At 64.2% G+C, this 10,729-nt stretch carries 10 protein-coding genes; 2 read left to right on the top strand and 8 right to left on the bottom strand.

All coding sequences use genetic code 11. The features are described from left to right. Positions 1 to 589: 589 nt before the first annotated feature. Both ABID59_RS20730 and ABID59_RS20725 read right to left on the bottom strand, forming a co-directional pair. A complete protein-coding gene (locus ABID59_RS20730) occupies positions 590 to 937 on the bottom strand; it encodes a hypothetical protein (RefSeq protein ID WP_354084572.1) in 348 nt (115 codons plus the stop codon). 329 nt (positions 938 to 1,266) lie between these two features. Further along, positions 1,267 to 2,175: a LysR family transcriptional regulator gene (locus ABID59_RS20725; RefSeq protein ID WP_354084571.1), complete on the bottom strand. Its 909-nt coding sequence runs from the start codon at positions 2,173 to 2,175 to the stop codon at positions 1,267 to 1,269. Between the two features lie 129 nt (positions 2,176 to 2,304). Here ABID59_RS20725 and ABID59_RS20720 point away from each other — a divergent pair, with 129 nt between their 5' ends. Together ABID59_RS20720 and ABID59_RS20715 are read left to right on the top strand one after the other, a co-directional pair. Beyond that, entirely contained in the window at positions 2,305 to 3,243 is a 939-nt protein-coding gene (locus ABID59_RS20720) for a ring-cleaving dioxygenase (protein ID WP_148755526.1), read from the top strand. Further along, complete coding sequence (locus ABID59_RS20715) at positions 3,240 to 3,860, top strand: alpha/beta hydrolase (protein WP_354084570.1); 621 nt, start codon at positions 3,240 to 3,242, stop codon at positions 3,858 to 3,860. The genes ABID59_RS20720 and ABID59_RS20715 overlap by 4 nt, the downstream gene beginning before the upstream one ends. Before the next feature lie 42 nt (positions 3,861 to 3,902). Here ABID59_RS20715 and ABID59_RS20710 read toward each other — a convergent pair whose 3' ends face one another. The 6 genes from ABID59_RS20710 to ABID59_RS20685 all read right to left on the bottom strand — a co-directional run bounded on the left by ABID59_RS20710 (position 3,903) and on the right by ABID59_RS20685 (position 10,644). Continuing rightward, a complete protein-coding gene (locus tag ABID59_RS20710; protein ID WP_148755528.1) occupies positions 3,903 to 4,877 on the bottom strand; it encodes a magnesium transporter CorA family protein in 975 nt (324 codons plus the stop codon). 358 nt (positions 4,878 to 5,235) lie between these two features. Continuing rightward, positions 5,236 to 6,729 carry an ABC transporter substrate-binding protein gene (locus ABID59_RS20705; RefSeq protein ID WP_148755529.1) on the bottom strand — a complete coding sequence of 498 codons (1,494 nt, stop codon included), beginning with the start codon at positions 6,727 to 6,729 and terminating at the stop codon, positions 5,236 to 5,238. Positions 6,730 to 6,786: 57 nt separating this feature from the next. Beyond that, positions 6,787 to 7,791 carry an ABC transporter ATP-binding protein gene (locus ABID59_RS20700; protein WP_354084569.1) on the bottom strand — a complete coding sequence of 335 codons (1,005 nt, stop codon included), beginning with the start codon at positions 7,789 to 7,791 and terminating at the stop codon, positions 6,787 to 6,789. Beyond that, the gene (locus ABID59_RS20695; protein WP_354084568.1) at positions 7,788 to 8,801 is read right to left on the bottom strand and encodes an ABC transporter ATP-binding protein; all 1,014 of its coding nucleotides are present in this window, start codon (positions 8,799 to 8,801) and stop codon (positions 7,788 to 7,790) included. The genes ABID59_RS20700 and ABID59_RS20695 overlap by 4 nt, the downstream gene beginning before the upstream one ends. A 2-nt stretch (positions 8,802 to 8,803) precedes the next feature. Continuing rightward, entirely contained in the window at positions 8,804 to 9,697 is an 894-nt protein-coding gene (locus ABID59_RS20690) for an ABC transporter permease (RefSeq protein WP_354084567.1), read from the bottom strand. Next, positions 9,694 to 10,644 (bottom strand): ABC transporter permease, encoded by a 951-nt coding sequence (locus ABID59_RS20685; protein ID WP_354084566.1) that lies wholly within the window; start codon positions 10,642 to 10,644, stop codon positions 9,694 to 9,696. The genes ABID59_RS20690 and ABID59_RS20685 overlap by 4 nt, the downstream gene beginning before the upstream one ends. Positions 10,645 to 10,729: the final 85 nt, after the last annotated feature.

Below are 10,729 nucleotides of genomic sequence, written 5' to 3'. Positions count from 1 at the left end.
TGCATTGAAACCGGCATGGACCATTCGGATGCTCCATCGGACGATGATCTGCACCGCTTGTGGATGGCTTGCCGCAAGATAGGCTTTGGCGCTCCGTTATGAAACGAGGCAGGCGGATAAGGTCGGCTTGTGGCCCATAGCTGGCCTTCACGGCGGTGTCGCTGAGGGCTGCTCCGACCTATAGCTCACAACCAATACCTAGTTCGAAGGCGGGTGTAGTGAATGCCATTTTTCCCGGGCGGTCCTCTTTGATCCGCCGCGCCGTATTTCATCTTCTCTAAAATCTTTCCAATACCGGCAGGTGCAATATAGCCCGCCCAGCCAAAGGAAGACGAGAAGTTACGGTGACAGTGCATTCAATTCGACCGAACGCATTAAGTGCACTGTCACCGTAATTCCCGATGCTTGATCCCGATGGGTGTCTGGCGCGATCCGTGATGCGGACGCAGCCATCAACCGAAGAAACGGGCGCGGTTCGAGCACAGTGGCTGAAAGCGACCAGCGAAAGATTTGGCAGCTTGCGCTGCCAAAAAAAATGCGCTCGTCATCTTGACGACCGGCCGGCTAATGGGTGTCACCGTAATTCCCCTTAGCCTTTTAGCGGTCGGTCGCTCCATCTATCGGCGTATGCTGCATCGGTCCAAAAGAACTCGTGAATGGCAATCACTTCACAGCCTTCCGCCTTGGCGAGCCCCATTGCTTCTACCGTGAAGTGTTGACCTGCGAGCAATATCGGGCCGCGCGGAGTTGATATTTTTCCTAGCGCATGCGAAACTGCGCGCCCGGTGACAACGCCGTCGGGGAATTTGAGGACGAAGGCGTACTTCGGCACCTTGGGATTTGCAGAGTACTGCTTGGCCAGCTTGGGACCGATGGCCTTCTTTATCGAAGAGACATCGGCCGGAACGTTACAAATGACGGATGGCTTTAGGGTCACGTTACCCTCACCTGCTTATCGCCGACCTCTTAACCCCAGAGAGTTAAAGGCCATTTGAACAGAATACATAAAGCTTGGCGAATAATCGCGCCATGTCCGCTAGTGTGAAGGTTTTATGGCCTCATCGGTCATGGGGATGCTCCTGTCTTGAGTGAGGTTGTCGAAACCCCTCGATCTCAAGACAGGACGTCCCGCCGCGCTATCCTCTTGGCTCCGTCGGCAGCCGCGGAGTCCTACCGCGCAAGCGGTTTAGTTCTGTGGCCCTTCTTGGACTCATGCAAATGTCCGCTCCTCCACCGCTGCCAGGAGACAAGCGGACATCGCGGATTTCATGAGCGCGCGCCCGCCTCCTCCTCCTGCCCAAACCGTTCGACCAGAAAATCAATAAACAGCCGCACCTTCACCGACAAATGCCGCGTCGGCGGATAGACCGCATAGAGCGCGAGCGGCGGCGCGGAATAACCGTCCAGCACCGTCCTCAGTTCGCCCTTGCGCAAAGCATCCGCGGCAATGAACTCCGGCAGCAGCGCGAGGCCCCTGCCTTTGATCGCGGCATCGCGCAGCACCTCGGCATTGTTGACGCAGAGCGACCAGGCCGGCTGGATCCAGTGATCGCCGTCGCGGCCGGTGAGCTTCCACTGGTTGCCGGTGAGCAGGAAGCCGTAGGTAAGCGAGGCATGCTCGCGCAGATGCTGCGGATGCTTTGGCGTACCGTGGCGCGCGAGATAATCCGGCGATGCGCAGATCATGCGCGCCACCGGCATGATTTTTCGTGCGATCAAGCTCGAGGATTCCAGCTCCGCAATCCGCAACGTCACGTCAAAACCGTCCTGGACGGGATCGAGCAGATCGTCGCTGAGCACGATCTGGAGCTGAAGCTCCGGATATTGCTTCATGAAGTCCGCGAGAACAGGCCCGAGCCGCATCGTGCCGAACGACATCGGCGCGTTGACACGCAACAGTCCTCGCGGCGCCGACTGGGCCTGCGCCACCGCCTGATCGGCGGCCTCGATCTCCGAGAGGATGACGACGGCGCGCTCGAAATAGCGCTGGCCGCTCTCGGTCGGGCTGGCGTGGCGGGTGGTCCGGTTCAAAAGCTGGACGCCGAGGCTCTCCTCGAGGTCGGCGATGTATTTGCTGATCGCCGAGCGCGACAGCCGCAATTGCCGGCCGGCCTCGGCAAAGCTGCCGCTTTCGACCACTTTGACGAAGGCCCGGAGGCTGGCGACCTTATCCAAGGGCCGGCCCCGGCGATTGTTTCCAAATCGTAGACATAGACGTCATATTTGCATGGATTGTCTCCAATCCAAAGCGGAACGATATTTCGCTCCAGAGCAAGACCGCTCCCCGAATTCTGGAGAACTACAATGTCTGGACTGCACCATGTCACCGCGATTGCCGGCGACCCCATCCGCAATTTCGGCTTTTACACCCGGGATCTCGGCCTGCGCTTCGTCAAGAAGACGGTCAATTTCGACGATCCCGGCACCTATCACTTCTATTATGGCGACGAGACCGGCCGCCCCGGCACCATCCTCACCTTCTTCCCGTGGGCCGGCGCATCGGCCGGGCGTCGCGGCGTCGGCGAGACCCATCAGACCGCCTTCCGCGTGCCGCAGCGCTCGCTCGGCTACTGGACGCAGCGCTTCGTCGAGAAGGGCATCGCCTACGAGGCGCTCGAGAAGCGCTTCGGCGAGTCCGTGCTGCCGTTCACGGACCCTGACGGCATGGCGCTCGCGCTGGTCGGCATTCCCGGCGCCGAGAACGAGCCGGGTTGGAGCAATGGCGACGTGCCCGCCGAGCATGCGATCCGCGGCTTCCACGGCGTGACCTTGCTGCTCGATAGCGCCGCGAAGACGGCCGCCGTCCTCACCGACGTGTTCGGCTTCAAGGAGACCGGGCGCGAAGGCTCGGTGATCCGCTTCAAGGCCTCGGGCGATGCTGAGGGCAGCGTCGTCGACATCTACGAGGCCAAGGGCTTCCTGCGTGGACATCAGGGCGGCGGCTCGGTGCACCACATCGCGTTCCGCGCGGCTGACGATGCCGAGCAGGGCAAGATGGCGCAGAAGCTCGTGACCAATCACGGCCTGCATCCGACCGAGCAGCGAGACCGCAACTACTTCCGCTCGATCTATTTCCGTGAGCCGGGCGGCGTGCTGTTCGAGATCGCGACCGATATCCCCGGCTTCGCCGTCGACGAGCCCGTCGCGACGCTCGGACGCGACCTGAAGCTGCCGGGCTTCCTCGAAGCGCATCGCAAGCAGATCGAGGGCGTGCTGCCGAATTTGGAAGAGACCGCGTCATGACCGACTTCATCCATCGCTACGAGCCCGCCACCAAGGCGGGCTCTCCTCCTCTTCTGCTGCTGCACGGCACCGGCGGTGACGAGAACGATCTGCTCGGCCTCGGCGAGATGATCGCTCCCGGCTCCGCCCTGCTCTCGCCGCGCGGCCGCGTGCTCGAGCACGGCATGCCGCGCTTCTTCCGCCGACTTGCCGAAGGCGTGTTCGACGAGGAGGACGTGCGTCGCCGCGCGCTCGAGCTCGGCGAGTTCGTCGCCGACGCACGGAAGCAATACGGCATTGGCGCGCCAGTTGCGGTCGGCTTCTCCAATGGCGCCAACATCGCAGCCGCACTGTTGCTGCTGAAGCCGGACGTGCTTGCAGGCGCGATCCTGCTGCGCGCCATGGTGCCGCTGTCGGATCCGCCCAAGGCCAACCTTGCAGGCAAGCCCGTTCTGTTGCTGTCCGGCCAAAGTGACCCGATCGTGCCGGCGGCCAATTCGGCAAGGCTTGCGGCGCTGTTGTCGGAAGCAGGCGCGCGCGTCGAGCACAAGGTCTTGCCGGCCGGCCATCAGCTGTCGCAGGCCGACGTCACGCTCGCCCGCAGCTGGATCGGCAGCGTCGAGGCGAAGGCGGCATGAAGCGGCCAGCGGCGCATCGTTTTCGGACGGTGCGCTGCCGTCTCACTCGAACCAGCCGCGCCGCTTGAACCAGATCAGCGGCAACACCCCGCTGGCGACGATCACGAGCAGCGACAGCGGATAGCCGAACGTCCAGCTCAGCTCCGGCATGTTCTTGAAGTTCATGCCCCAGACACCGACCAGGATCGTGGGCGGCACGCCGACCACGGAGACAATTGTCAGGACCTTGAAGATCTCGTTCTGCTGGATGTTGATGAAGCCGAGCACGGCATCGAGCAGAAGCTGGATCTTGTCGGACAGTCGCGTCTCGTAATCGCTGAGCGAAGCGACGTCCTTAGAGACCGCCTCGAGGCGCTTCTTCGACGCCGCCGTGATCCACTCGCTCCCGACATTGTCGGCATAGGATGCAATACGCCCGACGCCGAGCAGGACATCGCGCGACTTGGCGAGACGATCGGCCAGCTCGCCGACATTCTCCAGCGCCTCGCGCATCCTGCGGCTGGAGCGAACCGGCCGCCTGGTGCGAATGAGACCGCCCTTGAAGACGCCGCGTGACAGCTGGTCGAGCTTCGCGCCGAGGTGCTCCAGAGCATCGGCGCCGCGGTCGATCATGGCCTCGAGCAGGCTGGTGAACACGCACATGCCGTTCTCGAGGCTGTCGTCGGAGCCGACGCGCTTGCTGATCTGGTCGAAGATCGGCAGCTCTGCAAATCGCACCGTCACCAGCACATGCGGGCCAATCACGAACCCCACCGGCGTGATCTCGGCCTCATTGTCCTCGTTGACCCGGACCGCCGGCGAGCTGAGATAGAGCGTGCCGTGCTCGAGGATCAGCCGGCTCGACGCCTCGATCTCGCTGAGCGATTCCTCGGACGGAATCCGTATCTTGAGCATTCGCTCGACGAATTGCTTTTCGCCTGCGGTCGCGTTCAGGAGATCGGCCCAGATGATCTCCGAGGGCATTTCCGCGCCGATGCCTTGCCAATCGTCGGACGGCCATCTGTGCAGCTTCAGCAATGACCGAACTCCGTTTGTCCTCGCCCCGGCTCGCACGGCATGCGGCCATCCTGCGCCGGGCCAACGCATGAGGGTTTCAATCGTTCAAGCGGCGGGGATCAAGAGAAGCGGCGCTCCCAAATGAACATGGGCGACGGCTTTCTCCGATGATGCCATCATGCCAGTGTTTTGCCCGACGGGTCAACGTTCACGGCCGACATGCGCAAGCCATCGAGCGGGTCGCGCAAGCCATTGAAAGAACTAGCCCCGGCTACTGTGCATGGGGTTGTTTTAAGGGTTTTGCTTTGGGCAGCTGAAAAAAACCTCTCCCCGACGGGGAGAGGTCGAAATCGAGATGTCGGATTTGACTTGGAGGACTCTACTCCCAGGACCAGGCCGAGAAGTCGTTCTCGAACTGCGGGACTTCCTTCCAGACGCCCTTCAGCTTCTTGTTGATGACCGTGGGCCATTGCGGCTGGAACAGGAAGCCGGCCACCGCGTCGGTCGCCAGCATGCGCTGGGCATCGCCGAGCAGCTTGGCGCGGCCGGCCTCGTCAGGCGTCGACACGATCTGCTTGTAGAGCGCGTTGAACGCCTCGCTGTTGTAGCCGAGGTAGAAGTCGGGCTCGGTCAGCTTGACGAGATCGAACGGCTCGACATGGGAGACGATGGTGAGGTCGTAATTGTGCGGCCCGTTCGGAGCGAACGCCTGCGACAGCCACTGCGCCCATTCGACGTTCTCGATCTTGGCGTTGATGCCGACCTTGGCGAGCTGGGCTGCGAGGATCTCGCCGCCCTGCCGCGCGTAAGGCGGCGGCGGCAGCTTCAGGCTGAGCTCGAGCGGCGTGGTGATGCCGGCCTCGGCCAGCAGCTTCTTCGCCTTCTCGGGATCGTACGGATTGACGGCGGTGGTGTCGACATAGCCGAGCGAGCCCGGCGTGTAGAAGCTGCCGATCGGCGTGCCGAAACCTTCGACCGCGCCGTCGATCATCGACTTGCGGTCGATGGCGGCGAGGATCGCGCGGCGCACTCGCACGTCGTCGAGCGGCTTCTTCTTCTCGTTGATTGCGACGATGGTCTTGGCCTTGGAGCCGCCGACCAGCACGGTGAAGCGCGGATCGCTCTTGAACTGCGCGACGCCGCGGGTGGTGACGCGCGGGAATGCGTCGACGTCACCGGACAGCAGGGCCGCAATCTGCGCGGCGGGATCGCCGATGAAGCGGATCGTCACCTTGGACAGCTTGATCGCGGAGGCGTTGCGATAGTCGGCCCATTTGTTGAGCGTGAGCGAGGAGCCCTTGACCCAGGCCCCTAACTGGTACGGTCCGGTGCCGACCGGTTGCGTCACATTGGTCGCCGCACTCTTCGGCTCGACGATCGAGCCGCTCGCCTGCCCCAGCAGGAACGGCAGGTTCGGCTCGGGATATTTCAGCGTGAGCACGATCGTGTCGGCGTCCGGCGCGTCGACCTTCTCGAAGGCCTGGAACAGGCTCTTGTCCTTGTTGGTGCTGTTCGCGGCCGCGTTGCGCTCGAACGAGAATTTGACGGCAGCGGAATCGAAGGCCTCGCCGTTCTGGAATTTGACGCCCTTGCGCAGCTTGAACGTATAGGTCTTCAGATCGGGCGACGCGGTCCAGCTCTCGGCGAGCAGCGGCGCGACCGAGCCGTCCTCGTTGATCTTGGTCAGGGTCTCGTAGATGTTGTAGAGCGTGACCTCTGCGATCGCAGCCGCAGCGGCGTTGGTGGGATCGAGCCCCGGCGGCTCCAGCGTCATGCCCATGACGACGCTGTCCTTCTTGCTCTGCGCCAGCACCGGCAGCGGCGCCGCGGCCAATGCCGCGGCAAAAGCGACGATCGTTAGCTTCTTCAACATGCCTGACTCCCCAGCCTTCTTCTGTCGTTTGAGGCTACGCCAATCTCGTAGCCGACATTAATCTTCCATGGCCGCCTGCGGCAATGCCATCACGGCCTCCGCCTTGTGGCAGGCGGCGAGATGTCCCTCGCCCACCCTGCGTAGCAAGGGCGGAACCTCGCGGCAATGCTGGTCGGCGAGCGGACAGCGCGGCGCATAGGGGCACCCGGCAGCGGCCGCCGATTGCGAGGCGATTGCCTGGGCGCCGCGCCGGCGCCGGCCCCCGCCGGCACGCGCCCGCGGTATCGCGTCCAGCAGCGCCCGCGTATAGGGATGGGCGCAGCGCTCGAACAGATCCTCCGGCCGCCCCTGCTCGACCACCCGGCCGAGATACATCACCGCGACCTCGTCGCAGAGATAATCGACCACGGCGAGGTCGTGGCTGATCAGGATGTAGCTCAGGCCGAACTGCTCCTGGAGGTCCTGCATCAGATTCAGCACCTGCGCCTGCACGGAGACATCGAGCGCGGAGACCGGCTCGTCCGCGACGATGAGCTTCGGCTGGGTGATCAGCGCACGCGCGATCGCGATGCGCTGGCGCTGTCCGCCGGAGAACTCGTGCGGGTATTTGTCCATGTCCGCTTCGCGCAAGCCGACCTGCTTCAGCACCGCAGCGACGCGGGCGCGGAACGTGCTGCGGTCGGCGTCATCAAGCACGGTGAGCGGCTCGGCGACGATACGCGCAATCATCTGGCGCGGATCGAGCGAACCGTAGGGATCCTGGAACACCATCTGGATATCGCGCCGTGCGCGACGCAATTCATCGGGGGAGATGCGGTTGAGGTCGCGACCGAGCAGCGTGACCCGCCCCGCACTCGGCCGCTCCAGCGCCATCACGACGCGCGCAAAAGTGGATTTGCCGGAGCCGGACTCGCCGACGATGCCGAGGCTCTTGCCGGCGGCGACCTGCACGCTCACCCCGTTGAGCGCGCGCACCTCTCCGGGCGATCGGAACAGGCTTTCGCGCGGCAGCGCGTAGCGCTGCTCGAGATCCTTGACGTCGAGAAGCGGTGCTGCGGTCATGCGGACAGCGCCCCGACATTGGTGGCCATCGAGACGTCGGTACGCACGCAGCGCACGACGTGCGCGGGACCGACCTCGACCATTGGCGGCAGCGCCGCGCGGCATTTGTCCTCGACCAGCGGACAGCGCTCGCTGAAGGCACAGCCCGCCGGCAGATCGGCGAGCTCCGGCACCGTGCCCGCGATCGTCGTCAGCCGCGTCCCCTTGCGCGCGCCGAGCTTCGGGCGGGCGCGGAACAGCCCCTGCGTGTAGGGATGCCCCATACGGCGGAACACCTCGTCGGTCGGCCCGCTCTCGACGACCGTGCCGCCATACATCACCATCATGCGCTGCACGTTCTCGGCGATAACGCCGAGATCGTGCGAGATCAGGATCATCGACATGCCGCGCTCCTCAACGAGGTCGGCGATGAGATCGAGGATCTGGCCCTGGATGGTGACGTCGAGTGCGGTGGTGGGCTCGTCAGCGATCAGGAGATCCGGCTCGCAGGCAAGCGCCATCGCAATCGTGACACGCTGGCGCTGGCCGCCGGAGAACTGGTGCGGATAGGCGTCGATGCGCTTGGCCGGATCGGGCAGCCCGACGCGGTCGAGCAAGGCGATCGCCTCTGTGCGCGCCTGCCCAGCGGAATATTTCTTGTGACGCCGTAGCGGCTCGGCGACCTGATGGCCGATTGTGTGCATCGGGTTGAGCGCCGTCATCGGCTCCTGGAAGATCATGCTGATGCGGTTGCCGCGGAGGCCGCAGTAATCCGCATCCGGGAGCCGCGCGAGCTCGCGTCCATCCAGCTTGATGCTGCCGGTGACGACCGCGCTGTCCGGCAAGAGCCCCATCAGCGACAGCGCGGTGACCGACTTGCCGCAGCCGGATTCGCCAACAAGCCCCAGCGTCTCGCCGCGCTTCAGCGCAAAACTGACGCCGCGCACGGCCTGCGCCGGGCCGCGGCTGGTGTTGAGGCGAACGCCGAGGTTTTCGACGGCGATCAGCGGCATGGTTGCGGGATCGGCCATCGTCACCGCTCCCGCGCCAGTCTGGGATCGAACAGATCACGCAAGCCGTCGCCGAGCAGATTGAGGCCGAGCACCGCAATCGCGATCGCAGCACCGGGATAAACCGCGAGCATCGGCGACTGGAACAGCATGGTCTGCGCGTCGTTCAGCATGCGGCCCCAGGACGGCTGCGGCGGCTGCGTGCCGAGGCCGAGATAGGACAGCGCCGCTTCGGCGAGAATGGCCAGCGCAAACTGAATGGTCGCCTGCACGATCAGGATCGACAGGATGTTCGGCAGCACGTGCTCGATGGTGATGCGGAAGGCGCCCTTCCCCGAGGCGCGCGCCGCCAGCACGTATTCGCGCGCCCAGATCGCATTGGCCGAGCCGCGCGTCAGCCGGATCAGCGTCGGGATCTGGAAGATGCCGATCGCGATGATCGAGGTCAGCATGCCCGGCCCCGCGACCGTAGCGAGCATGATTGCGGAGAGCACGGCCGGAAAGGCGAAGGTGAAATCCGAGAATCGCATGATGATCTCTTCGGTCCAGCCGCGCTTGGCCGATGCGATCAGGCCGAGGCAGACGCCGAAGGTGAGACCGATGCTGACCGCGATGATGCCGACCAGGATGGTCGCACGCGCGCCGGCAAGCAGCAGCGAGACGATGTCGCGGCCGAAGGTATCGGTGCCGAGCCAGTGCGCGGCCGACGGCGGCCGGAGTTTCGAGGCGATGTCGATCTCGTAAGGAGACCACGGCGTCCACACCAGCGAGAGCAGCGCCGAGGCGACCACCAGCAGGCTGAGCGCACCGCCCAGCACGAAGCTGCGATGCCGCAGCGCGCGGCCCCAGAACGTCTTGGCCGGCAGAGGATGCGGTGCGATCGGCACGTCAACCGAACTTGTCAGCGGCGCGCTCACAGGTCGTGCACCTTGATGCGGGGATCGATGAAGGCATAGAGCACGTCGACCACGAAATTGACGATGACCACCATGGCCGCGAGCAGCATCACGCAATTGCGCACCACGATCAGGTCGCGGTTGGCGATCGACTGGAAGATCAGCCGGCCGAGGCCCGGCAGATAGAACACGTTCTCGATCACGATGGTGCCGGCGAGCAGATTGGCGAATTGCAGGCCCATCACGGTCATCACCGGGATCATGGCGTTGCGCAACACATGGCTCCACAGCACCTCGCGCTTGCCGAGCCCTTTTGCGCGCGCCGTGCGGACGAAGTCTTCGCGCAGCACCTCGAGCACGGCCGAGCGGGTGACGCGGGCGAGGATCGCGGCCTGCACCACCGCAAGCGAGATCGACGGCAGCAGCAGCGATTTGACGCCGGGCCAGATGCCGTCCTCCCAGCCGGCAAAGCCGCCTGCCGAGAGCCATTGCAGTCGCACGGCGAACAGCAGCACGAGCAGGATCGCGAACCAGAAGTTCGGCAGCGCGATGCCGATCTGGGTCAGCGACATCACGCCGACGTCGCCGAGCTTGTTGTGGTTGGCGGCGGTGTAGATGCCGGCCGAGAGCGCCAGCGTCACCGTGATCAGCATCGACATGATCGCGAGCGGAATGGTCAGCACCAGCCGCTCCGCAATCAGGCTGCCGACCGGCGTGCCGTAGACATAGGAATTGCCGAGATCGCCGACGACGAGGCCCTTGATCCATTGCAGATAACGGATCGCGAGCGGCTGATCGAGCCCAAGCTTGGCGGTGAGCGCGCGCACCGCATCGGCGGATGCGTCGGCGCCCATCAGCATTTGCGCGGCATTGCCCGGCAGCGCATCCAGCACCAGGAAAATGATCACGGATGCGCCGACCAGCGTCGCCAGCAAAGTCAGGACACGTCGGAGGACAAATACGCTCATGCGCGGTCGGTTTCAGGGCTCATCGGCGGCACGATCAACATGTCCGGACCCCGGACGCAAGCCTTTTGCGGCCCATCGTGGACCC

The organism is Bradyrhizobium sp. S3.3.6, assembly GCF_040546905.1.
In the GTDB taxonomy this organism is placed as follows: Bacteria; Pseudomonadota; Alphaproteobacteria; order Rhizobiales; family Xanthobacteraceae; genus Bradyrhizobium; species Bradyrhizobium cytisi.
The sequence above is the reverse complement of the archived record's forward strand: the minus strand, read 5'-3'. Positions and strand labels throughout refer to the sequence as shown.

Bases quoted from the DNA above. Each gene is read 5' to 3' on its own strand.
- ABID59_RS20720 (WP_148755526.1), top strand. From the start codon at position 2,305: ATGTCTGGACTGCACCATGTCACCGCGATTGCCGGCGACCCCATCCGC.
- ABID59_RS20715 (WP_354084570.1), top strand. From the start codon at position 3,240: ATGACCGACTTCATCCATCGCTACGAGCCCGCCACCAAGGCGGGCTCT.
- ABID59_RS20705 (WP_148755529.1), bottom strand. From the start codon at position 6,729: ATGTTGAAGAAGCTAACGATCGTCGCTTTTGCCGCGGCATTGGCCGCG.
- ABID59_RS20700 (WP_354084569.1), bottom strand. From the start codon at position 7,791: ATGACCGCAGCACCGCTTCTCGACGTCAAGGATCTCGAGCAGCGCTAC.
- ABID59_RS20695 (WP_354084568.1), bottom strand. From the start codon at position 8,801: ATGGCCGATCCCGCAACCATGCCGCTGATCGCCGTCGAAAACCTCGGC.
- ABID59_RS20685 (WP_354084566.1), bottom strand. From the start codon at position 10,644: ATGAGCGTATTTGTCCTCCGACGTGTCCTGACTTTGCTGGCGACGCTG.